Here is a 24,915-nt window from a genome sequence, read left to right on the forward strand (position 1 = left end):
ACAAAAAAGGGGTGTAAATATGAGTAAATTGTTAATTAAAAATGGTACTATTGTAACCATGAACAAGGGAAGAGAAATACTAAAGGGAGATATTTTAATTGAGGGGGATGAAATTAAAGAAGTAGGTGGTAGTCTAACAATAGAAGCAGACCATACCATAGATGCCACAGGAAGGGTAGTAATACCAGGGCTTATACAAAGTCATATACACCTTACACAAACTTTATATCGTGGTCAGGCTGACGATATGGAACTAATGGATTGGCTTAAGAAAAGGGTATGGCCTCTAGAGGGTTCCCACACATCAGAGTCTAACCACATATCTGCAAAGCTTGGGATAGCAGAGTTAATTAAAGGTGGAAACACATCAATAATAGATATGGAATCCGTACATCATACAGAAGCAGCAATAGAAGCCATATATGAAAGTGGAATAAGGGCTATTACAGGGAAATGCATGATGGACTATGGTGCAGGAGTACCAAAGGTATTGATGGAAAGTACAGAGGATTCTATAAAAGTAAGTATTAGAATACTTAAGAAGTGGCATGGCAAAGGAAACGGTAGAATACAATATGCCTTTGCACCACGATTTGTAGTTTCCTGTACCGAGGAACTTTTAATAAAGGTTAGGGATTTGGCAAAGGAATACAATGTTGGTGTACATACACATGCTTCAGAAAACAGAGGGGAAATAGAGATTGTTCAAAAAGATCGTGGAATGAGGAACATTACTTATTTACACAAATTAGGTTTAACAGGTCCAAATCTTATTTTAGCCCACTGCATATGGTTAGATGATGAAGAAATGAAAATATTAGCTGAAACTGGAACTCATATAGTCCATTGTCCGAACTCTAATATGAAGTTAGCATCGGGAATTGCTAAAATCCCAGAGCTTATGGAAATGGGAGTAAATGTTGGAATTGGAATAGATGGTGCACCTTGTAACAATAATTTAGACATGTTTAAAGAAATGAGTTCTGCTGCTCTTATCCAAAAAGCTAGACTATTAAGCCCTACAGTAATGCCTGCAAACAAGGTATTTGAAATGGCTACGCTAAATGGTGCTAAAGCATTGGGTATGGAAGATAAAGTTGGTAGTTTAGAAGTTGGTAAAAAGGCAGACCTTGCTATAGTTAATCTAGATAATTTACATTCAACACCAAGTGTGGAGGTAGATGTTATTTCTCAGCTTGTATACTCTGCTAAGGCGTCGGACGTAGAAACCACTATTATTGACGGTAAGGTTGTTATGGAAAATAGAGAACTAGTAACTTTAAATGAAAAGTATATAAAAGCAGAAGCAAATAGACTTATTAAACAGCAGATTGATTTAGCTGGGGTTAAAAAGTAAATAAGGAGGGAAACCTCCTTTTTTGCTAATTATATATCTGAGTTAGTATGAAAAATTAAAATACAGGTTCATCTGGAGTATCTGGATAAAGGGGGAGAAGAAATTGATAGAAAAGGTTGTAAAATGCAAAGAGTTAGATGATGTATTAGACATACTTATGGAATATAAAAATGATGCAAGGCTTATTGCAGGGGGAACGGATATTATTATACAACTTAGACAAGGCAGGCTATCACCTAAAATATTAATTGATATTTCAAGTATAGAAGAGCTTAAATATATAGAAGAAAAAGATGGATTTATAGAAATTGGTGGAGCTACCACCTTTCAAGAAATTCAAAGAAGTTCCTACTTTAGTGGGAATATGAAAGGACTTTCAAAGGCAGCAAGTATGGTAGGTTCTCCACAAATAAGAAGTACAGCCACTGTAGGGGGTAATATTTGTAACGGTTCCCCTGCTGCGGATATTGTTCCCCCATTATTAGCACTAGATTCAGTAGCGATAATTAAAAGTAGAAAAGGGACTAGAGAAGTTCAGTTAGAAAACTTTTTCATAGGTAAAGGAAAGGTAGATATAGGCCACGATGAGATTCTTACATCTGTAAGGTTTAAAGCTTTAGAAAATAGGAGTGGACTTAGCTTTAGCAAGTTAGGACTTAGAAAGGCTCTAGCTATCTCTAGAATATGTACCTCAATTATGCTCCAGTTAGATGAAGATCAAAACTGTAGCAGTATTAAAATAGCAAATGGATCTTTGGGAGAATACGGGATTAGAGAAAAAGACGTCGAGGAATTTTATATTAATAATAAAATAAATGAAAAGACAATAGAAGAAGGTTTAGAACTAATTAGAAGGTCTATATATAAGCGTTTACATGGAAGATCAAGTCTTCCATATAAAATTGAAGCAGTAGATGGAACCTTTACAGATGCTATTAAAAATGCTATGGAAGAAGCCATGAAAGAAAATTTGGCCCTATGTGCCAACTAGGGGGAATTTAGGTGAAGGAGATCACATTAAATGTTAATGGAATAGATCATATAATAAAAATAGATGAGGAAGATAGACTTATTGATGTATTGAGAGAAGGACTAAAATTTACAGGAACTAAGGAAGGCTGTGGAGAGGGAGAGTGCGGAGCCTGTACAGTAATTATGGATGGCGTAACTGTTAATTCATGTATGGTTATGGCATTTCAAGCAGAGGGTAAAAAAATAATTACTATTGAAGGACTTGGAACAGATGAGGAGATAGATCCTATACAACAGGCCTTTTTAGAAGAGGGAGCTGTACAATGCGGATTTTGTATTCCAGGAATGGTACTTTCTGCTAAGGTTGTACTAGACAATAATCCTTCCCCTAGCAGAGAAGAAATAAGAGAATCCATTTCAGGTAATCTTTGTCGATGTACAGGATATAACAAGATTGTAGATGCTATAGAAAGGGCAGGAAAGCTTTTGAGGGGTGAAAATCTATGAAAGAACTTGAAGTAATAGGAAAAAGTATAATTAGAGTAGATGGACTTTCAAAGGTAAGGGGAAGTGCTATTTATCCTGAAGATATAACCATGGATGATATGCTCTATGGAAAAACTCTACGCTCAATCAAGCCTCATGCCTATATAAAAGTAGATACAAGCACAGCAGAAAAAGTAGACGGAGTAATAAAGATACTTACTGCAAAAGATGTTCCTTTTAATAGTCACGGGGTACTATACAAGGACCATGAAGTGTTTTGTAGTAAAAAAGTAAGACGAATAGGGGATCCTATTGCATTTGTTGTCGCAAAGAATAAGAGAATTGCAGAAACGGCAGTTAGAAAAATAGAAGTTGAATATGAGGAGATAGAGGGAGTATTTGATCCGATAGAGGCAATGAAGAAGGATGCTCCAAAGGTTCATGATGGGGGTAATGTTGTACACCACTGTAAAATTAGAAAGGGAAATGTAGAGGAAGCTTTTAAGAATTGTGCGGTAATTATAGAAGAGGAATATAAAACATCTATGGTGGATCATGCTTTTTTACAGCCAGAGGCAGGTATAGCATATGTAGATGAAGATGGAAAGATTGTAGTTTGTGCTGCTACCCAATATCCTCATTTTGACCAAGAAGAAATAGCAGAGGCTCTATGTTTACAAAAAGAGGATGTAAAAGTTATCAATCCAGCAGTAGGAGGTGCCTTTGGAGGCAGGGAGGATATTACTTTACAAATCCATATTGCTCTTGCGGCGAAATTACTTAGAAAGCCGATAAAGACAGTATATTCAAGAGAGGAATCATTTACAGCTCATTGTAAGCGTCATCCTATGATAATGAATTATAAAACAGGAGCGGATAAGGAAGGAATGTTAATTGCAATGCAGGCGGAAATAATTGCAGATACTGGTGCCTATGCATCTTGGGTAAATAATGTTGTTAGGAAGGCAGTAACCCACGCCACTGGCCCTTATGAAATACCAAATGTAAAAATAGATGGATATGGGGTATACACAAATAACCCATTTGCAGGAGCCATGAGGGGGTTTGGGGCAGCTCAAGTACCAATTGCCCACGAACTACAAATGGATAGATTAGCAGAAAAATTAAGCATAGATCCTATTAGAATTAGGATTAAAAATGGTTTTCGTGTAGGCTCAACAACATCTACAGGTCAAGTTTTAAACGAAAGTGTACCCCTAATAAATTGCATAGAAGCAGTGGCAAAGTCACTAAATCTTTTGGGGGAGGAGTAAAAATGAAAAAACGAGGTATTGGAATAGGTACTATAATGTATGGCACAGGATATGGAAATGGTTTTCCAGATGTTTCAAAGGCAGTAGCAGAGCTTTGCATAGATGGCAGAGTGGCTATTTACGTAGGTGCAACAGAGGTTGGACAAGGAGCAAAGACTATAATGAGTCAAATTCCTGCGGAGATATTAGGTCTTTCCGTAGAAAATATTATATTTACTTGTGAGGACTCTAGCATAACTCCAGATGCAGGAACGGCAGCGGCAAGTAGACAAACATATAATACTGGAAATGCAATTAAAATAGCAGCAGAAAGTTTAAAAGAAGCTATACTTATAAATAGCAAAGAAAAGTTAGGGTTAAATACTACAATAGGTATGGAATTGAAAGATGGAAGAGTATTTGTAAGTAGTTTCCCAACTAAAAGTATATCATTAAAAGAACTGGCTCAATCTCTTGATGGTAATCCACTTAAAAGAGAAGGCAAATTTATTGCTCAGACAACACAAATAGATGTGGAAACAGGTCAGGGGGCGCCCTATTGGCCTTACACCTTTAGTGCATATGGAGTAGAGGTTGAGGTAGATACAAAAACAGGTATTGTAGAAATAATTAAAGCTGTTTGTGCCCAAGATGTAGGGAGAGCTATTAACCCAAAGCTAATAGAAGGGCAAATGGATGGAGGATTTGCAATGGGGCTGGGTTATGGAATATTTGAAGATCTAAACCTTAGAAAAGGTGAAATAAAACATGACCGTTTTAGCAATTATTTAATCCCTACTTCTATGGATATTCCAGAGTTAGAAAAAATTATAATAGAAGATCCTGAATCTACAGGACCCTTTGGTGCCAAGGGAATAGGTGAGCCTGTAATGTTAGGTGTTGCACCCGCTATATTAAATGCAATATACGATGCTGTAGGTGTAAGAATAAATGAAATACCAGTAACTCCAGAGATATTACTAAGAGCTCTAAAGAAAAGTATGATATAATTATAAAAATTAATATTTAGGGTTATTAGATATTAGCAAAAGGAGCGATTACATGATGTATGAATTAAAAAGAAGAATTGACATAGCCGCTGGAAGATTGCGCCCTTCTTTAGTATTAAAAAACGGAAAAATAGTTAATGTTTTTTCAGGTGAAATAATAGAAGGAGATATTGCAATAGAGGGAGAAAAGATAGTTGGTATTGGTAATTATGAAGGAGTAGAAGAAATAGACTTAGGGGGAAAATATGTATCTCCAGGGTTTATTGATGGTCACGTCCATATAGAGTCATCTATGGCAACGCCGGAACAGTTTGCAAGGGCAATAATACCTAGGGGAACTACTACTATAGTAGCTGATCCCCACGAAATAGCTAATGTATGCGGTATGGAAGGAATAGATTATATTTTAGAATCAAGCAAAAATATTCCACTTAGTGTTTATGTTATGCTACCATCTTGTGTTCCTGCAACTCCATTTGAAAATGCAGGAGCAATTTTAAAAGCTGAGGATTTACGAAGATTAATCAATGATGAAAGAGTATTAGGTCTAGGAGAGCTAATGGATTACCCTGGTGTTATCAAAGGGGAAGAGGATATTATAGATAAACTAATTATGGCAGAGGGTAAAACTGTAGATGGGCATGGACCTGTAATAGAAGGTAAAGATTTAAATGCCTATGTTGTAGCGGGGATAAAGACAGAGCACGAGTGTTCTACACCAGAGGAAATGATAGATCGACTAAGACTTGGTATGTATATATTAATTAGAGAAGGCTCAGCTGCTAGAAATCTAAAAACATTAATAAAAGCCGTAAATAAAGAAAATATGAGAAGATGCCTTTTTTGTGCAGACGATAAGCATCCAGAAGATTTACTCTTAAAGGGTCACCTGGACTATAATATTCGCTTAGCAGTAGAGGAAGGGATTAATCCAATTAGTGCTATTCAAATGGCAACAATTAATGCTGCTGAGTGCTATGGTTTAAAACATCTAGGAGCTATTGCACCTGGGTATGATGCAGATATTGTAATTTTAGATGATCTAAAGAACTTTAAAGTAGCGAAGGTATTTAAGAGGGGTAAATTAGTTGCACAAGACAATAAAGCCTTATTCAGTGTGACTATGGGAGACTACTCTAAAGTTACAGACACAGTTAATATAAAACCAGTAACGGAAGAAGATTTGAGAATCAAACTAGAGTCAGATACTGCAAATGTTATGAGACTATTACCTCATAGTCTTGTTACTAAAAGAATTATAGAAAAAGTATCAACAGAAGAAGGTTTCTTTAAATACAATAAAGATAGAGATATTTTAAAGTTAGTAGTAGTGGAAAGACATAAGGCCACTGGAAATATAGGTCTTGGATTAGTGGAAAACTTCCATCTAAAGAAAGGTGCAATAGCTTCTACAATAGCACATGACTCCCATAATTTAATTGTAATAGGAGATAACGACCAGGATATTTTATTAGCAATTGAAGAAGTTTCAAAGGTAGGAGGAGGCATAACTATTGCGTCAAATGGTAAAATCCTAAAAACCTTAAAACTACCTATTGCAGGATTAATGTCTACAGAACCTGTTGAGAATATAAAAGCAGATTTAGAAGAAATGCTTAATATAGCATATGAAAATTTAGGTGTAAACCGTGAAATTGAACCTTTTATGACTTTAGCATTTTTAGCTTTGCCTGTTATACCAGATTTAAAATTAACAGATATGGGACTCTTTGATGTTAAAAACTTTAAATTTATAGAACTAGATGCAACTAAAGACTCAATTTAAGTGTACTTCACTAATGTAAAGGAGTAGAATATGAAACTAATAGAAGCCCTAGGGCTAAAAGAACCTATCTTAATCACATTAATTGGGGGTGGTGGTAAAACCACTACCCTCTTCCGTTTGGGAGAGGAACTGTCACATTCCGATGAATCAGTTATGTTAACTACAACAACTGCCATGTTTATGCCATCATCTTCTACATACGACCTTAGCATTATTACTAAAAGTGCTGATGAAGCTAAAAAAAGGATTAAAGAAAATCTAAATATAAAGAGAATATTGTTAGGTAAAGAAATTACTACTGAAAATAAATTAAAGGGGTTTACCCCTGAAGAGATGGACGAAATATATAAAGAAAATAAAGGGCGTTGGTTTCTAGTAGAGGGAGATGGATCTAATGGCAGAAGCTTAAAAGTACCTGATATCCATGAGCCACAGGTGCCCTCAACAAGTGGTATAACTATAATTTTAATAGGGACAGATATTTTAGGAAAAGAGATTAACAAAGAAAATGTGCATAGGCATCATTTAATTAGTGAGCTTATACAAAAATGTGGAAGTAATGTGGATAAAAAACTAATTATAGACTTGGCTGTACATCCATTGGGGATAACTAAGGGTATTCCAAATGATAGTAAGAAAGTTATTTTATTTAACAAGGTTAGAAGCAATACGGACAGTTTTTTATGTTTATGTAAGTTATCCAGTGAAATATTACAAAAAAGCGATAATATAAAACACATACTATTAGGAGAAGTCCAAGATAAAGATCCCATTTTAGAAGTATTAGGGGGAAAAATATGATAGGCATTATTTTAGCGGCAGGTTATTCTAGAAGAATGGGGACTAATAAATTATTGTTACCCTTTAGAAATAAAAGAATTATTGAAGTGATAATAGAGGAGGCAATATCTTCAAAGTTTGAAAAGGTCTATATAGTCTGTCGTAACAACGAAATAAAAGATATAGCTAGTAAATACCCTATAAATATTGTAATTAATGAAAGAGCTCATGAAGGACAAAGTACTTCTGTAGTTGAAGCAATAAAAGAAGCGGGAGATAATGCTGATAGTTATATGTTTTTAATGGGAGATCAGCCATTAATTCATAGGGATTTTATAAATGAGATGATAGATTTTTATTATAGCAACAGCTCTTCTATACTTGTTCCATTATACAATGGTAAGAGAGGTACTCCTGTAGTTTTTTCATCTAATTGGAGAACAGAGATTCTTAAGTTAAAAGGAGATGAGGGAGGAAGACAAATTATTAAGAAAAATATTGAAGAGGTGTTAGAATATAGAGTAGATATAGAAGATTTAGGTAGAGATATAGATAATAGAGAGGATTATGAAAGTATTTTATTATAATACTATTTTTATCAAGATTAAGATTCAAAAATAAGTGGGTTTATATAAAAAATTATAACACTCGATATTAGCAAGTGTTATAATTTTTTATTAGCATAACTTTTAATTAATATATTATTCTACTTTAACTTTTCTAAAAAATTTTGGATTGTAGTATATGGGAAGATAGAATGTCTCTTGAGTTCAAATAGATGATCTCCAGGTTTTACAGAACCTTCATTAATTGTAAAAGCCATTTTATATCCTAAGTTCTGTAGAATTTCAATAGTTTCACTATTATAATGACCATAAGGATATGCAAAGTATGGATTATGTATAATTTCTAAGTTTTTCCTTAGATCCTCTGTTATTTCTTCCTTTGGCTTAGATATCAAATAACTTTTCCCATTATTATCTAAATGATGGAGATTATGACTGTGGCCTACAAACTCAAAAACATCTTTGCTTAACTCCATTTCCTCCCAACTAAGATATTGCAATTGAGTGGGGTCAAAGGGAACTGTTGTATCAGAAATTTTATCTGTTATCATAAAGATTGAAGCAACAAATCCATATTGTTTTAAAATTTGATAGGCATATTTATAGTTACTTTTGTACCCATCGTCAAAAGTGATAACAACACTCTTCTTAGGAAATTGTTCTTTTTTTAGTAAAAAGTTTTCTAGTTGTTTCAATGTTAAGGTCGTATATCCTTCCTTGTATAATAACTCCATATGTTCCTGGAAACTTTCAACTGATAGTATAGAGGAATTATTTTTAAAAATATTTTCATCATTTTTAAGTAGATGGTGATACATTAAAACTGGTATATGCTGAGCAACTTCAGTATCATCAGTATTATTACTATTTACGGGTTTAGGCGACTGAGGATCTTTTTCAACCTCAGTAATGGCAGATGGATTGGCGCTAGACTCAACTGATGGCTCTTCTATATTAGATGTATATATACTTCTAACAGCTAAATTTACAGATATTATTAAAGAAATAATTAATACTATTAACAAAATTGCCTTTTTTATCATGAGCTATAAATCTCCTTATAATGAAGTTTTTTATTTATTAGTAAAATTAGTTTTAACCTTTAGAAAGCTATTACAATTGGAGTATATAAGTAAAAATGGTAGTTTTATAAATAGACCTTTATATTTATTTACCCTTCTTTCTAACAAACTTATAAACTAAAATTCCTATTACACCAATAATTAAAAAATAAGGTAGAACGTATATAAATGTAATAAGGAATTTCTCTAATACTACTTTGAAGAAATATAAAGAATCACGAAAAGCATTAGCAATCTTGGTTGCGAAGGTTGTTTCTGTAGTAACACCACTTGTAAGCTTTTCAACCTCAGATATATTTATAGATACTGTACTATAAGAAACCTTGTCGTCCATATCTAATATGCTCTTAGTTAAGTTTTCCTTTTGGTAAATAATTTCACTTAATTGATTTTCTATAGCAATAATATCTTCTATTTTCTCAGCTTTTTCAAGAAGGGTAAGTATTCTCTCTTCTTTAATTTTTAATACATTTAATCTGCTTTCAGTATCATAATATTGCTTTGTAATGTCTTGTTTTGAAGTACTTTGAGAAACTATATTGCCTATAGAACTTATTTCATTAATAAAACTATCCATACTTTCCTTAGGTACTCTTATAGTGTACTGAGCATATTTATAAATCCTGTTATTTATATAATTATTATGCGATATACTTGAATCTTCTATATACCCCTTGTTCTTATTAATAATCTCATTCAGATTATCAGTAGTAGAACCAAACTCTATAGTTTCCAGAGAAATATGTACATTTGTAATTACCTTTGAAGGCTCAACTCTGCCATTATCGGAAACAAAATCTAACTTTTCATCTTCAATAGCAGCCATTTCAGGATAAGAACCAATAGCCATATCAGCGACACTATTTTCCATGGATGTTTTGCTTATACTGAGATTATTTACATTAAATAGAAATGCTACGAAAACAAGCGCTAAAAGACTGATAATAGGTACTACTACTGCTTTTTTAATTCTCACTATTCTCATCTCCTTTATATCATCTATATTATTTTTACTTTTTAGACGATTATTTCCAATGGTTTGTTCCATACTAAAAGGAATTATATTAATGATTCTTAATTTTCATATCATTTAGTTCTTTAGCTATAGTATTAAATATATAGGTTTTAGTAAGATGAGAGTGAAGTTAGTATGGATAGAATGTTGAATAAAATATTAAAGTATTTTAGTGATGAGAATAAAATAATTTGGATGCTTTGTCAAAATTAAAAAGATACTGCAATACTTTAGATTTCTGATAATGGAGTTGATGTAGTTTAAGATAAACTGAATAAAAGTTTTGAGTTACTATATACTTAAGATTTAGGTATGATTAGGGCAGTAAGTATTTAGTACTTGTTATTCTAGTTTTTTAGAACTATAGATTTAGCAATATGATGAAAGATAAAGTAAGACAAGGAATATATGGTATAAAATAGATAATCTACATTCCTTGTCCTTTTAAAGACTAAAAAACACGTATATTTTTAGTAATAAGCTGATCTATTTTTTCATCAACTTTTTTTAAAGTATTCAGCATTTGACCAGAAAGCTCCTCAGCCTTTTTATAAAGTTGTATAGCATTTTTTTCATTTCCTTGTTTAACAGCAGCTATTACTTTGTCTCCTATGCCATGAAATTCATGATGAATTCCATCTATTAGATTCCAATCATCTAAAATTTCAGGATGTTCTACTTTAATAGCATGATAGAAATGGCCAAATGCACATTTTTTTGAATTAGTTTGTAGTGGATATGCACGCATTTCAGTTACAATTTGATTAAGTCCTTTTATCCACTCAGTATGGGATTTCATAGCTTTTTCAATAACATTTTGTAGCTCTTCATTTGTAACTGCATTACTTCCACCCTTTAGTCCCTCAAACATGTAACTTACTATTGCAGAAAGATTGTCGTCTACCTGAGATATTTGTCCAGCAAACTCCACACTCTTCACCGCGTCATTATGTATGCTTTGAGTCATATAGCTAAGTCTTTCTGCATCACTACTAGAAGCTTCCATAGCATGATTAATTTCATCAGCTGCAATCCTAATACCTTCCATATATTTATGTATAACATCAACATCTGTAATTACATTTTTGAGCATTTCAACATTCCTGCCAACAGTATTAGATACCAATTCTATTTTTTTGCTTATTTGATCAGTAGACTTCAATGTGCTATTTAAGCTCTCCATTCCATCATGGGCCGCAATATGTATATGGTTGACGAATTGTCGCATTCCTTCTAAATTTTGTTTTGTATCGTCAGCTAATTTTCTAGTCTCTTCAGCTACAACAGCAAATCCACGTCCATGCTCGCCAGCTCTGGCGGCCTCTATTGCAGCATTTAATGCTAAAAGATTTGTTTGTTCTGCAATAGCTTGTACGCTATCAACTATTTTACCAACTTCTGCGGCAAGGTCAACTAGTAGTTGAATTTTTTCACTCATTATTCCGGTGTCTTGCATAACATTTTCTTTGAGTATTTGAACTTCGTCGAGAAGATTAATACTTTCATCATTTTTTTTTGCTAAAGCTCCAGACTCTCCTGCTAGATCATGTAAAGTTTTGGAGGTTATATCAATAGATTGGTTTACTTCGTTCATATTTGCCGTAGTTTCTTCCACTATGGCTAGGTTGGATTCACTTAAAGATGTCATTTCTTTTGCAAAATCCATCAATTGATATGAGATATGGGACATACCTACATCAAAGCTGCTTATTGAACTTACTATATCAAGCATTTGTTTTGCTGATTGCGACATTTTAGCCTCGTTGGCAAGTAACTTTTCAAAATTGCTTAATACCTTGATATGAAGGGGATATTTAATATCCGGGCTTTTAGCAAGTTTACCTTTTAACGAGTCCTCTACATATTTAACAATACATTCTGCTTCTTCACAGGGTGCTTTACGAAAAAATCTAAAAGCCACAAAATATCACTCCTTATATTTATTAATACAAATACTCCCGTTATTTTATTATATATTCTTAATTAATAATGGGAGTATTCGTTTTGTATATACTATTTATGATCTATTATAAGAATTCTTTACTTATCAATAGATTATATCCTTAGGATTGATTCAAAAAAAGGATAAATTAAATATTGAATATATTAGAATTTCAAATAAAAGATACTTTAAACCAAGTAATGGATATACCAGATTTATTATAACACATATAACAAAATTCGTGTATAATTTTAACAATTCGACAGATATTAAAGCTGTCCAAATTGAAGTTTAAGCATAAATTATGTTACACTACTTTTCTTAGCCATTTAATAACTATGTGTAATACTTACCACATTCATGTTTTTCATTATATCTTTAAAGTAATTTTCAAAGTTTGTATTAAATCTATTTCTTGGATACGGGAGGTTTATACTATATTCTTTAGCTATTTCGCCAGGTCTAGGGCTCATTAAAATTACTTTAGTACCAAGGAAAATAGCCTCCTCAACGCTGTGGGTAACAAATATAATTGTCCTTTTTTCTTCTAGCCAAAACTTTATAAGGTCTTCTTGCATTTGAAACCTAGTATAAGCATCTAATGCACCAAAGGGCTCGTCCATAAATAGTATAAGGGGGGATGTAGCTATAGATTTTGCGATGGCAGCTCTTTGCTTCATTCCACCAGAAAGCTCGTAGGGAAAGCTATGTAAAAAGTCTATAAGTCCAAAACGTTCTAATATTTCTTTAGAAGTTTCATACCTTTCCTTTTTTGCAATTCCTCGAAGTTCTAGACCAAAGGCTACGTTATCTATAATATTTCGCCATGGCATTAGAGAATACTCTTGAAAAACCATTCCTGCCTGTGCAAGTGGACCTGTTACAGGTTTATCAAGTACATTTATAGTGCCTTTAGTGGGGAATATAAGTCCTTCCATAAGACGAAGTAGGGTTGATTTTCCAGAACCACTAGGTCCAATTAGACAAATAAATTCTTGCTCGTATATATCAAGGCTTATATCTTTTAGTGCATGTACACGTTGTCCAGTTTCTAAAACAAATGTTTTGTGTAAATTTTTTATTTCAATTATTTTTTTCACTTTGTGCCTCCTATCTTTCCATCCTTTGCCACTTAAAAAACTTTTCTTCTATCTTTTGAAATGAGAAATCAAGTAATCCTCCTACAATACTTATTGCTATCATTCCAGATATTACAATATCTGTTCTTGCAACGGTGTAGGCATGAGTAATAAGGTAGCCTACGCCTGCAAGACTTCCTGGAAGCATCTCTGCTGATACAAGACACATCCATGCAACACCGAGACCTACTCTAAGGCCTGTTACAATAGAGGGAAGGGAAGCAGGTAGTATAACTTTTAGAAAAATATCTTTTCTTTTAGCGCCCATTGTTAATGCTGAGTCAATTAAAGTAGTTTTTACACTTTTAGTTCCGTATACAGTATTTGTAAGTATCGGAAAAAATGCACCGATAAATATTATAAATAACATAGAAAGTTTTATATTATTGAATATTATATAGGCTCTACCAGCTTGTATGCCTAAAATAGATGCAAGACTTGAAATACCAAACCAAGCTAAAACTAGGGGAACCCAAGCAAGAGGAGCGATTGGTCTAAATAGATTTAGAAAAGGTATTAAAAATTCATCCAGTTTTTTTGAATATCCTACAATCATACCAATAGGTATTGCTATAAATGCTGCTATAATGTAGCCTATTGCTACTCTAAGTACACTTATGAGTGTGTTAGATATTAGAGATCCAATACTTAAAAGATTATTAGTAGGATTAAGAAGTAGCTTAGCTACAATATCAACCTTGGGAAGGATTAAAGAATTATCTATTTTAATAGAAGAAATTTGCCACATCATAATAAATAGAACAGGTAAGATCATTGATATAGTGTATTTTTTAAGTTTTATCAAAATATAATCACCTCAATTATTTTTAAAAACTTAGCAGGGCATATGCCCTGCTAAGTTTTTAACATAAAATTATAGATAACTTTACTGTTTTAGGATTTTATTTATAAAACTTAGATCGAATAATTCTGCATTCGAGTCTTCAAAGTTTTTATCCTTTAATTTACCACTCAAATTATTTGTATTTTTTAATGTATCATAGGTTATACCCATATTAGACATCCAAGTTTTACTTGGATTAGTAGTATACTTAATGGTAGACATCTTAGCAGCTTCTAATGATACACCTGTAAATTCTGCAGTTATAGCTGCTGCTTGGTCTGGATTATCATTAGCATAATTGGCAGCTACTGTAAGTAAATCTACAAATTTTTCTACCTCTTTTGGATAAGTTTCTAATACTTTTTCGCTAGAGCCAAGTACACAACAAGGAAAATCATGCCATTTTCCTTCTGGTGGAAGATGTTTCATATCTAGTGCTATTTTACCTACATTTTCTGTAGATGCTAGTTCTGGATATGGAGATGGTCCTACCCAAGCTTCAACTTGTTTGCTAGTCATTGCAGGTATTAGGTTGCTAGTGCCTTTAAGGTCGACAAGCATTATATCTGCTTTTAAATCTTCGTGGTTTTTAGTGTAAGATATTCCAGCTTCTGTTAAAGCTGCTTCAAATAAAATGAGGGGAGCACTTGTTGGAGAGTGAAAACCTACTTTTACCGGTTCCTTACTTGTTTTAGCAAACTCTGAAAAGTCATCCCAGTTTCCAATAGTAGAATCTTTATCTACAACAAGTCCAATTCCTTCCGTATGTACTGGACAAAGCATTTTAACGGTATTGCCTTGATCTCTTGAAGTTATAAAGGCCGTATTTGATGCCAAAGAAAGGTCTAAATGACCTTGAGCCATCATTGTCATAGTTTCAGAACCACTTTTATTTACTACAAGTTCTATATTACTTATAGGCGTATTGTCCTGCATTAATATGTACTTTTGTTTTGTTACAACTTCTTTTAAATATATACCTTTATCTTTTAGTTCTTCACCTTTACTTGCAGCTATCATCAAAGGTGTTTGGTGATTTGTATATATGTATCCGACTTTTAAATTAGCAAGATCTTTCGTGTCTATGGTTTCTTTTTTACCGTTATCTGCATTTAATGTAGCCGTATTACCACTACAGGCCGTAATTGTTAGAATACATATAAGTACTGAAGATAACATGATAAATAATTTTTTATTCATTTGTACCACTCTCCAATTCTATTTAATCAATATTTATTGTTAATTATATGTCAATCATACTTAGGTGTCTAATTGAAAACATTGATAGAGTAGTATTTAGCTATAGATAATTACGATCATGCAAAAAAAGAGGGCGTTTCAGCCCTCAAGTTAATTTTACCTATTACTACACTGTTCTATGTCAAATATAAGAATATACCAAAAAAGTGAATCACACTAGCACTTAAAACAAATACATGCCAAACTGCGTGGCTATATGGGACTTTTTTCATACTATAAAATATAGTACCTAAAGTATAAAATAATCCTCCAACTAAAATCCATATAAAAAACCTTAAAGATGCCATCTGAATTATTGGTTTTACAGTAAATACTGCTATCCAACCCATGCCTAAGTATAAAGCTAGGGATAACTTCTTAAATTTATCCATTTTATTATAGGTAGTTATTTTGAATATTATACCAAATAAAGCTATTGACCATGTTACTACTAAAACCCCAATCCTTAAATATCCTTCCATAGTGAGCAAGGCAATTGGTGTATAAGTTCCAGCAATAAATAAATAGATAGAAGAATGGTCAAATACTCTAAGTATCTTTTTAACATTTTGATTAGTTATGCTGTGATAAAGTGTTGAAGATAGGTACATTAATATTATACAAGAACCATAAATGCTAAAAGAAACAATAGATAAAACATCTCCCTTTTTTATTGAAAGAAACAGTAAAATAGTTAAGGCTGCAATTCCAAACAATACACCAATACCATGTGTTATGCCATTGGCTATCTCTTCCTTTACAGTATACCTTTTATTTAATATTGACTTTTCAAGATTATCTTTCATGTGATCACCCATCCTTCATATTGTTATATATTTAAATTCTATATTTATTATATAAGATTATTTCCTATACTTAACATTATATAACAATAATCTATCCTTTAGAGATTTATTTTCGATACTTTCATTGCATGTCTAACTATTTGATAAATAAATACTGTAACAACTGCGTTTACTAGTATTGTAGGAAGAACTACAGTTGTCAATAATATTCTAAAGGATACGGGTAATCCTGTAATTAAAAGAGCAGAGAGTAAAAATACTGTTCCACTAATGAATGTGCCTAAACTACTAATAAAGCCAACTAATAAAGAGTTAAGATTAAACCTACGAAGGTACTTAATAACAAAAAATAGTACAATGCAAGTAATTAACTTGTCGATTATGTTAGGGAGTTGTCCCCCAGGAAATGTAGTGGTCATTGCAGACAGTAAGCCACCTAATAGTGCTGTTAATATAGTATTCTTAAAAGTATCGTTTATTAATAAAGAAATAAAAATAAAAGATAGTAGAAAATCAAACTTCATTCCTCCGAATATTCCAGGGGTTATTTGGTGCAAAATAAACCCGATGGCCAATAGTAATGCTGTAAAAATATTGTTTCGTAATTTCATAGCAATTCGCTCCCTTTATTTGTATTATTTTTTTGCTTTGCCAGTCTCCTTCTGTTCACAACATACTATCACCACCTTTCGTAAAATAAAAAAAGTCCTTCATCCTTATAGAAAGGACGAAAGACATATTTCGCGGTACCACCTTTATTAGATTATTAATTAAATAATCTCACTCTACAGATACGGAGCATATAGCTCGATACCCTGTTTCTGTAACGGGAAACCCCCGGCATTAGATACTTTGAATCAAGTTCATTTCCCCAAACTTCTTGTAGGTCCATTCATTAACAATCTGGTATCGGACTTCCACCAACTCCGACTCGCTAAAACCGTCCATGTTTAACTACTACTCCTACGCACTGAATTTACCTTGTATTTAAGATAATATTTTAATACATTAAATAGTTAATGTCAATCCATAAAAATTTACCTATACGAAAATACTGAGGTTTTATAGCTTTAACATATATTATAAATTAACATTCAATTCAGAGTAAACTCAGAGATTATAGTTTATGAGATAAATTAATAATTGCTATAGTATTTATTATTATGTTATAATACGAATTATTAGTATCTGGTACTAATACAATGTGGTAATATTAGGAGGAGTAGATAAAATGGATATAAAAGATATTAAAGAGTTGATTATTACAATAGATAAAACAAGTATAGAAGAAGTAAAAATAGAGAAAAGTGATATCAAAATAATGATATCAAAACGATCAGATAGTGAAGGCAGGAACGAAACGAAAACAATTATAGACAATTTAGAAACCAAGAATATAGAAACAAAAGTAATTAATAATGAGAAGGACAAGTCCAAAAGTGAATGTTGTAGTGAAGACTCTATGGAAGTATTAGCTGATGATGAAAATACTTTTATAGTAAAGTCACCTATAGTAGGTACATTTTATGAAGCAGCAAGTCCAGATTCTGCTCCTTTCGTAAAAATAGGAGATAAGGTAGAAAAGGATCAAACGTTATGTATAATCGAAGCTATGAAAATAATGAATGAAATAGAGTGTGAGGCAGAAGGTCAGGTTGTTGAAATATTTGTAGCTGATGAAGATATAGTTGAGTACGGTCAGCCTTTAATGAAAATTAGGAGGTAGGGCTTAATGTTTAATAAAATACTTATTGCTAACAGAGGTGAAATAGCAATTAGAATCATTAGAGCTTGTAAAGAAATGGGAATAAAAACAGTAGCAGTATATTCTAAAATAGATGAGGAATCAGTTCACGTGCATATGGCAGATGAAGCTATTTGTATAGGACCTGCACAGTCAAGAAAAAGCTATTTAAATATAGATAATATAATAACTGCGGCTTTGCTTACAGAGTCTGAAGCTATACACCCTGGCTATGGGTTTCTTTCAGAAGATTCCAGATTAGTAGATGCATGTATATCAAATGGTATAAAGTTTATTGGACCTTATAAAGAGCATATAGAGAAGATGGGAAACAAATTAGAGGCTAGAAAGACAATGATAGAAGCAGGAGTTCATGTTGTACCAGGGTCAGAAAATTCTACAAACAAAGCAGAAGAAGCACTTAAAATAGCTAAAGAAATTGGTTTTCCAGTTATGGTTAAGGCTGCTAGTGGTGGTGGTGGAAGAGGAATGAGAATAGTCCATACAAAAGAAGAGTTTGTTGATAAGTTTAATATGGCTAAATCTGAAGCTAGTATAGCATTTAATGATGACTCTATGTATGTAGAAAAGTTCATAGAAAATCCTAGACATATAGAATTTCAAATATTAGCTGATTCTTATGGTGATATTATTCATCTAGGAGAAAGAGACTGTTCTATTCAAAGAAGGAACCAAAAAGTTTTAGAAGAAGCGCCATGTATAGTTATTAATCATGAGTTAAGAAATAAAATGGGGGAGATGGCTCTTCGTGCAGCTAAAGCTGTAGGATATGTAAGTGCTGGAACTATAGAATTTTTATTAGATAAATATAATAATTTTTACTTTATAGAGATGAACACAAGAATACAGGTAGAACATCCAATTACAGAAATGATAACTGGTATAGATTTAATAAAAGAGCAGATAAAAATAGGATACGGAGAAAAGCTATATATTACACAAGATCAAATTAAAATAAATGGTCATGCTATTGAATGTAGAATAAATGCTGAAGATGCTACTGAAAACTTTAGACCTTCTCCAGGGCAAATAGAAGGATATTTTGCTCCTGGAGGCTATGGTGTTAGGGTAGATAGCCATATTTATAATGGATATACTATTCCCCCTACTTATGATTCTATGATTGGAAAGCTTATAGTATGGGGAAAAGATAGAAATGAAGCTATTAGTAGAATGAAGAGAGCTTTAGATGAAATAGTAGTTACTGGAGTAAAAACAAATATTGATTTTCAAAAGCAGATATTAGACAATGAAAGCTTTTTAATAAATAATATAGACACTTCATTTATAGAAAGAGAAATATTTAATAACAAGTAATAGTTAGGAGGGAAAAAATGCTTAAAGACCTCTTTGGTAAAAAGAAATATGCAACCTTAACTTTATATAAAGATGAGAATAACGAAATAAAAACTTCAACTATAAGTAGTGCTACCAATAATTCTAATGAGGTACAAAGTATTTCTAAACAAACTGTGAACATTTCTAATCAAAGTAAACAGCCTAGAATGAGTGCTAGAGAAAGAATAAAAATGGTAATAGATGAAGGCACATTTATAGAATATGATGCAGATTTAATAGCAGCTAACCCGTTAAATTTTCCAAATTATACTGAAAAGGTTACACAAGCAATGGAAAATTCAAATGAAAATGAAGCTGTAATTACTGGTGAAGGGAAAATAAAGGGAGAAGATTGTATTATATGTGTTATGAATCCTAATTTTATGATGGGAAGTATGGGTTCAGTAGTAGGAGAAAAAATTACTAGAGCTATAGAGAAAGCAATTGAAAAAAGAGTTTCTATCATTATTTTTTCAGCATCTGGAGGAGCAAGAATGCAGGAAGGGATTTTATCCTTAATGCAAATGGCTAAAACATCAGCAGCTCTAGGTAGATTATCTGAAGAAGGACTATTATATATATCTGTTCTAACAGACCCAACAACAGGTGGGGTTACTGCTAGCTTTGCTATGTTAGGAGATATAATTATTGCAGAACCAGGAGCACTAATTGGATTTGCAGGACCTAGAGTTATAGAACAAACTATTAGACAGAAGCTTCCTGAAGGGGTCCAAAGGGCAGAGCTTTTACAAGAAAAAGGGTTTATTGATAAGATTGTAAACAGAAAAGATATGAAGACTTTCTTAGCTGAAGTACTAAAAATTCATGCACCAGGTGGTGAAGCAAGTGCATAATATTTTAGAATTTGAAAAGCCAATTATTGAACTTGAAAATAAGATTACTGAATTTAATAATTTTGCTAAGGAAAATAATGTAGATTTAGATAATGAGATAGATATATTGTATAAAAAATTAGAAACAATGAAAAAGGAAGTTTATGAAAAACTAAATCCTTCCGAAAAAGTTAAAATTGCACGACTTCAAGAAAGGCCTACTTCATTGGATTATATTAATAAGTTAATATCAGACTTTATAGAGTTTCATGGAGATAGGCTTTATGGAGATGATAGCTCAATAGTAGGAGGAATAGGTAAGTTTGAGGGTATACCTGTTACAGTAATAGGCCATCAAAAAGGAAAGGATACAAAGGAGAATATTAAAAGAAACTTTGGTATGCCTCATCCAGAAGGATATAGAAAAGCTCTAAGATTAATGAAACAGGCAGAAAAGTTTAAAAGACCTATTATAACTTTTATAGATACACCTGGAGCTTACTGTGGACTAGGTGCAGAAGAAAGAGGGCAGGGAGAGGCAATAGCTGTAAATCTTATTGAAATGAGTAAACTAAGAACTCCTATTATAGCAATAGTTATAGGAGAAGGAGGAAGTGGTGGAGCTCTAGCCATTGGTGTTGCAGATAGAGTAGCTATGCTAGAAAACTCTATATACTCAGTAATATCACCAGAAGGGCTTTCTAGTATATTGTGGAAGGACTCTAGCCTTGCTCAAAAGGCGGCAGATATTATGAAACTAACAGCTCAGGATGTATTGTCACTAAATATAATAGATGGAATTATAAAAGAATCTTTAGGTGGAGCACATAAAGATGTAGATTTTACAGCATACAATATAAAGGAATATTTATTAAATGAGTTAAAACTTATTATGAAGCTAGATACATTGGAATTACTAGATAAAAGATATGAAAAGGTTAGAAGGATAGGAGTTTGGGGGTAAAAATAATGTAATGAGTATATATTGACCCAAATATATATTTTTATATTTTTAGATGGAATAAGCCCAACTAGCATTGAAATTAATGTTGGTTGGGTTTTTTCATATTTAAGCGTATTTATCGCAGGATATGACAAAGTTCTACAATTGATTTATGGCACAATAAGTCTTGACTGTGGTCAAATTAATAATAAAGGTTACTTTATCCTTAACTTACGATAAAGTAACCTTTATTTACTCTGAAAAGAGGAAAATCTAAATGATAACGACTAAAAAGAATGATATGGCGTTCATTATTATTTTTACATTGATTTATTTATTAAGTTATCTTTTTCTAACATATGTAGAAGAGCAAAACAAATTTTATATATTAGCTAATAATCTTTATACAAAAAATCATATATCATTTACGAGTAAAGAGGATTATAGTGAGCTAGACAAATTACTACCGATAGATTCTTACAGACTTTTTTTAGAATATAACGATACATACAGGTTGATGTTAAAAAATGAGGGAAATTGGAAACCACCAATGGTATCTGGTAATTTTTTTACTGAAACAGAAAAAGTAAATAAAGCTGTTGTTGGAAAGGAAATGACAGAATTTATTAATGAATATAATGGAAAACAATATATATCATTGCTAGGAGAAGATTTCGAAGTAAGTGGAATTATAGGAGAATCATTCCCTACTCCGGCAGATTATATCGTATTATTGTACAGACCTAATTATACTCCTTTAGAATCTGGGATGAAAATAGTACTAGATAGTGACAAAAAGTCTATATTAAATAATGCTACAAAACAAATTAGAAATTCAGAAACATTAATTTTATTAGAAAGCTCTCAAAAAGGACTACATAGAACAGCGAATGTACCATTTGTATACACTTTAATAATTTTTGAATTCTATATACTTTGTATAATAAGTATCGTGGTTTTCTTAAGATATTGGTATGAAAAAATAAATAAAACCATTGTCACCTTATATCTCTTAGGTATATCAAAATGTAAAATTAAGAGGCAAATATTCGCTAAAGTAGCATGTAATATAATTATTTCAGCATTTATATCCATGATTGTATTTTTTATTTACAATTTTAATTATGCAATCTTAATAAATCAACTCATAACAATTTTTGTAGTTAGTTTTGTAGCAATGGTTACCTTATGGATGAATATGTGGCGAGATAATGCGATTTTAAGGAGGCGTTAATTTAAGAGATGATAAGTGAATTAAGATTTTATTTAAAAAAATATAAATTACTAGCCTTCTTTTTTTATGTCCAGACAACATTATTTTTTTTAATGATTGGAACTTTTATAATTTTTATGGATCAATTAAACTACGAAAGCAAAAGTTTACAGAACATTTATGAAGGAAAGGCGATTTACCAACTGCTTGATAATTATTACGAAGGAAGTAAGTACGCAGAGTTTACTAGCCAGCCAGACTATTTAATTAGGCTGAAAAAATATTATACTGAACTTAATACGGCAGAGGATTTTCAATATCTTGCAATGTTTAATCACCATATTTTATTAAAAGATGAAGATATACATCCTAGATTTATTTATAACTATGAGCAAGGTAAACAGGCATACCAGAGAGAATTAGAAAATGAGGAGTTTATAACTATAAAATCATTTCAGCTTAATAAGCAAGTAATAGATTTTTTTGATTTAAATGTAACTGAAGGAATCCTATTGGATGAAGAACATTTTAAATATTCATCTGAGGTAATGCCAGTTTTATTAGGATCTTCTTACAGAGAGTTCTACGAAGTAGGGGACGAAATTAATATCATATATTATTTTAAGTCGATACCTGTTAAAGTTATAGGCTTTTTAGAGGAGAATAGTAAGGTTTATTTTGAAAATCAACCTGAATTTTATTTGGACAATTATATTCTACTACCTTATATAGAATATAATGATCCGTTAACAGGAGTCGACGAGAAGTTTCAACAAATCAACTACTTCGCTAGGATTAATGGATATGTTGTTACAGATGATAATCCAATAGCAACTCAAAGCTTATTCCCCAAAATAGATGCAATAGCGAATAAGGCTTCCATAAGTTACTCTTACATAGGAATGAATCCGCATTTTCACCAGTATAGAGGTTTAATGACAGTATTAATTGAGAATAAGGTATTGGTACAATCTATATTTATTTTTTCATCAGTTTTGTATTTTATTATTATAAATATAATTTTACTGTTGCAACAAAAAAGAAGATTATCATTTTTTGCGATACACTTTATTAATGGTGCAACAAAATTTAAATTAGTAAAAATGTTATGGGCTGAAATTGGTACTAGCCTATTTGCTGGATACATAACAAGTTGTATAATTTTTAGTCAAATACTAATAATAGGCAATTTAAGAGTTTATTTATACTTATTATTGACTTGCATTACTATGATAATTATATCTACGCTATTTCCTGCTTATAAGTTATTAACAAAGCCATTTGATTTTCATAATGAAGATAAAGGAGAAAATTTATAACATGATACTAGAGTTAAGAGGGATAAAAAAATCTTTTAGAAATGGAATGAAGTATCAAAGTATTTTGGAGGATTTGGATATTAAAATATATGAAGGCGACTCAATTGCTATTAAGGGGAAAAGCGGTTGTGGGAAATCAACATTACTACATATTCTAGCAGGACTAATAACATCTGATGCAGGTGAAATTTTGTTTAAGGGAATGAATCTATCTCAATTATCTGAAGAGGATCAAGCAAATTATCGTAGAAAAAATGTTGGTTATATAACACAAAATTTTCATTTATTAGATGATAGAAACGTTTATGATAATATTGCATTGCCCCTGCAGTATCTTGAATTTAATAAAATTCAAATAAAGGAAAAGGTTGAAAAAGTATCGCATGATTTAGAAATAGAGCATATCATAAAGAGGGATATAACTACTTTATCAGGAGGCGAGCGTCAAAGGGTAGCCATTGCACGTGCAATAATAAAAGAACCAGCGATACTTCTTGCGGATGAACCGACTGGGTCGCTAGATGATAAGACTGAAGAAAGTATCATGGAAATTTTCAAAAATCTAAATGAAAAAGGAATGACATTAGCCATTGTAACACATGATAATTCGGTTTCGAGCTATTGTAAGCAGGTGTATGAATTGAAAAATAAAAAACTATATTCTGTTATTTATTAAAGTAGTAGGAACATATACTATATGACAAATAATAAATATTAACGAAGGCAAGGAGTATTACGTAAAAAGCATGTATATTCCTTGTCTTTTCTTATGTTTTTTAATATTTTTATTAAAAAACATTACATTATATTCCAGGGGTTATTTGATGCAAAATAACCCCGATGGCTAATAGTAATGCTGTAATAAAATAAAAAAAGCCCTTCATCCTTATAAAAAGGACGAAAGACATATTTCGCGGTACTACCTTTATTAGATTATTAATTAAATAATCTCACTCTACAGATACGGAGCATATAGCTCGATACCCTGTTTCTGTAACGGGAAACCCCCGGCATTAGATACTTTGAATCAAGTTCATTTCCCCAAACTTCTTGTAGGTCCATTCATTAACAATCTGGTATCGGACTTCCACCAACTCCGACTCGCTAAAACCATCCCTGTTTAACTACTACTCCTACGCATTGAATTTAAGTTTTATTGTTTTAATAATATAACATTTTAATATAGTTAACAGCTAATGTCAACATAATAAATTAATAATTGCACTG

Annotated in this window: 23 protein-coding genes, 1 pseudogene and 2 other annotated features; of the genes and pseudogenes, 15 read left to right on the forward strand and 9 right to left on the reverse strand. The window is 31.9% G+C overall.

The features are described 5' to 3' along the window. The first annotated feature begins 19 nt into the window (after positions 1 to 19). From KQI88_RS07130 to KQI88_RS07165, 8 genes are all read left to right on the forward strand, one after another. Positions 20 to 1,357, forward strand: a complete 1,338-nt coding sequence (locus tag KQI88_RS07130; RefSeq protein WP_216415704.1) for a 5'-deoxyadenosine deaminase — start codon at positions 20 to 22, stop codon at positions 1,355 to 1,357. Between the two features lie 103 nt (positions 1,358 to 1,460). After that, positions 1,461 to 2,348: an FAD binding domain-containing protein gene (locus KQI88_RS07135; protein ID WP_216415706.1), complete on the forward strand. Its 888-nt coding sequence runs from the start codon at positions 1,461 to 1,463 to the stop codon at positions 2,346 to 2,348. Positions 2,349 to 2,359: 11 nt separating this feature from the next. Further along, positions 2,360 to 2,836 (forward strand): (2Fe-2S)-binding protein, encoded by a 477-nt coding sequence (locus KQI88_RS07140; RefSeq protein ID WP_216415708.1) that lies wholly within the window; start codon positions 2,360 to 2,362, stop codon positions 2,834 to 2,836. Next, entirely contained in the window at positions 2,833 to 4,089 is a 1,257-nt protein-coding gene (locus tag KQI88_RS18315; RefSeq protein WP_216415711.1) for a xanthine dehydrogenase family protein molybdopterin-binding subunit, read from the forward strand. Before KQI88_RS07140 ends, KQI88_RS18315 begins: the two co-directional genes overlap by 4 nt. Positions 4,090 to 4,091: 2 nt before the next feature. Further along, positions 4,092 to 5,078: a xanthine dehydrogenase family protein molybdopterin-binding subunit gene (locus KQI88_RS18320; protein WP_216415713.1), complete on the forward strand. Its 987-nt coding sequence runs from the start codon at positions 4,092 to 4,094 to the stop codon at positions 5,076 to 5,078. Positions 5,079 to 5,130: 52 nt separating this feature from the next. Then, positions 5,131 to 6,864, forward strand: a complete 1,734-nt coding sequence (ade, locus tag KQI88_RS07155; RefSeq protein ID WP_330656118.1) for an adenine deaminase — start codon at positions 5,131 to 5,133, stop codon at positions 6,862 to 6,864. Between the two features lie 30 nt (positions 6,865 to 6,894). Further along, positions 6,895 to 7,665 (forward strand): selenium cofactor biosynthesis protein YqeC, encoded by a 771-nt coding sequence (yqeC, locus tag KQI88_RS07160; protein WP_216415716.1) that lies wholly within the window; start codon positions 6,895 to 6,897, stop codon positions 7,663 to 7,665. Then, a complete protein-coding gene (locus KQI88_RS07165; protein WP_216415718.1) occupies positions 7,662 to 8,231 on the forward strand; it encodes a nucleotidyltransferase family protein in 570 nt (189 codons plus the stop codon). Before yqeC ends, KQI88_RS07165 begins: the two co-directional genes overlap by 4 nt. 119 nt (positions 8,232 to 8,350) lie before the next feature. Here the strand turns inward: KQI88_RS07165 and KQI88_RS07170 are convergent, their stop codons facing one another. The 9 genes and pseudogenes from KQI88_RS07170 to KQI88_RS07205 all read right to left on the reverse strand — a co-directional run bounded on the left by KQI88_RS07170 (position 8,351) and on the right by KQI88_RS07205 (position 16,888). Next, entirely contained in the window at positions 8,351 to 9,253 is a 903-nt protein-coding gene (locus tag KQI88_RS07170; protein ID WP_216415721.1) for a polysaccharide deacetylase family protein, read from the reverse strand. Positions 9,254 to 9,377: 124 nt separating this feature from the next. Beyond that, positions 9,378 to 10,268, reverse strand: coding sequence for a DUF4349 domain-containing protein (locus KQI88_RS07175; protein WP_216415722.1), 891 nt, complete (start codon positions 10,266 to 10,268; stop codon positions 9,378 to 9,380). A 490-nt stretch (positions 10,269 to 10,758) separates the two neighbouring features. Continuing rightward, on the reverse strand, positions 10,759 to 11,355 hold the full coding sequence (locus tag KQI88_RS18750; RefSeq protein ID WP_456298289.1) for a CZB domain-containing protein: 597 nt from the start codon (positions 11,353 to 11,355) through the stop codon (positions 10,759 to 10,761). A gap of 9 nt (positions 11,356 to 11,364) precedes the next feature. After that, a pseudogene (locus KQI88_RS18755) lies at positions 11,365 to 12,060 on the reverse strand (methyl-accepting chemotaxis protein); the annotation flags it as partial. 518 nt (positions 12,061 to 12,578) lie between these two features. Next, a complete protein-coding gene (locus KQI88_RS07185; protein ID WP_216415724.1) occupies positions 12,579 to 13,349 on the reverse strand; it encodes an ABC transporter ATP-binding protein in 771 nt (256 codons plus the stop codon). Positions 13,350 to 13,359: 10 nt separating this feature from the next. After that, entirely contained in the window at positions 13,360 to 14,193 is an 834-nt protein-coding gene (locus KQI88_RS07190) for an ABC transporter permease (protein WP_216415725.1), read from the reverse strand. Between the two features lie 81 nt (positions 14,194 to 14,274). Further along, positions 14,275 to 15,432 (reverse strand): ABC transporter substrate-binding protein, encoded by a 1,158-nt coding sequence (locus KQI88_RS07195; RefSeq protein ID WP_216415726.1) that lies wholly within the window; start codon positions 15,430 to 15,432, stop codon positions 14,275 to 14,277. Between the two features lie 176 nt (positions 15,433 to 15,608). Further along, positions 15,609 to 16,277: a PAQR family membrane homeostasis protein TrhA gene (trhA, locus tag KQI88_RS07200; protein ID WP_216415727.1), complete on the reverse strand. Its 669-nt coding sequence runs from the start codon at positions 16,275 to 16,277 to the stop codon at positions 15,609 to 15,611. A gap of 98 nt (positions 16,278 to 16,375) precedes the next feature. Beyond that, positions 16,376 to 16,888, reverse strand: coding sequence for a tryptophan transporter (locus KQI88_RS07205; protein ID WP_216415729.1), 513 nt, complete (start codon positions 16,886 to 16,888; stop codon positions 16,376 to 16,378). Between the two features lie 109 nt (positions 16,889 to 16,997). Next, positions 16,998 to 17,257: a binding site (T-box leader), on the reverse strand. A 251-nt stretch (positions 17,258 to 17,508) separates the two neighbouring features. Between KQI88_RS07205 and accB the strand changes: the two genes are divergently transcribed. From accB to KQI88_RS07240, 7 genes are all read left to right on the forward strand, one after another. Then, positions 17,509 to 18,003: an acetyl-CoA carboxylase biotin carboxyl carrier protein gene (gene accB, locus KQI88_RS07210; protein WP_216415731.1), complete on the forward strand. Its 495-nt coding sequence runs from the start codon at positions 17,509 to 17,511 to the stop codon at positions 18,001 to 18,003. 6 nt (positions 18,004 to 18,009) lie between these two features. Then, a complete protein-coding gene (locus KQI88_RS07215; protein ID WP_216415733.1) occupies positions 18,010 to 19,359 on the forward strand; it encodes an acetyl-CoA carboxylase biotin carboxylase subunit in 1,350 nt (449 codons plus the stop codon). A 17-nt stretch (positions 19,360 to 19,376) separates the two neighbouring features. Further along, positions 19,377 to 20,234 (forward strand): acetyl-CoA carboxylase, carboxyltransferase subunit beta, encoded by an 858-nt coding sequence (accD, locus tag KQI88_RS07220; RefSeq protein ID WP_216415736.1) that lies wholly within the window; start codon positions 19,377 to 19,379, stop codon positions 20,232 to 20,234. Next, positions 20,227 to 21,177 (forward strand): acetyl-CoA carboxylase carboxyltransferase subunit alpha, encoded by a 951-nt coding sequence (locus KQI88_RS07225; protein WP_330656121.1) that lies wholly within the window; start codon positions 20,227 to 20,229, stop codon positions 21,175 to 21,177. Before accD ends, KQI88_RS07225 begins: the two co-directional genes overlap by 8 nt. 256 nt (positions 21,178 to 21,433) lie before the next feature. After that, on the forward strand, positions 21,434 to 22,390 hold the full coding sequence (locus tag KQI88_RS07230; protein ID WP_216415740.1) for an ABC transporter permease: 957 nt from the start codon (positions 21,434 to 21,436) through the stop codon (positions 22,388 to 22,390). Between the two features lie 8 nt (positions 22,391 to 22,398). Beyond that, positions 22,399 to 23,688 carry an ABC transporter permease family protein gene (locus KQI88_RS07235; protein WP_216415741.1) on the forward strand — a complete coding sequence of 430 codons (1,290 nt, stop codon included), beginning with the start codon at positions 22,399 to 22,401 and terminating at the stop codon, positions 23,686 to 23,688. 1 nt (position 23,689) lies between these two features. Then, positions 23,690 to 24,364: an ABC transporter ATP-binding protein gene (locus KQI88_RS07240; RefSeq protein WP_216415743.1), complete on the forward strand. Its 675-nt coding sequence runs from the start codon at positions 23,690 to 23,692 to the stop codon at positions 24,362 to 24,364. A gap of 214 nt (positions 24,365 to 24,578) precedes the next feature. Next, positions 24,579 to 24,838, reverse strand: a binding site (T-box leader). Positions 24,839 to 24,915: the final 77 nt, after the last annotated feature.

Origin of the sequence: Alkaliphilus flagellatus, from assembly GCF_018919215.1 — a bacterium.
Classification (GTDB): Bacteria; Bacillota; Clostridia; order Peptostreptococcales; family Natronincolaceae; genus Alkaliphilus_B; species Alkaliphilus_B flagellatus.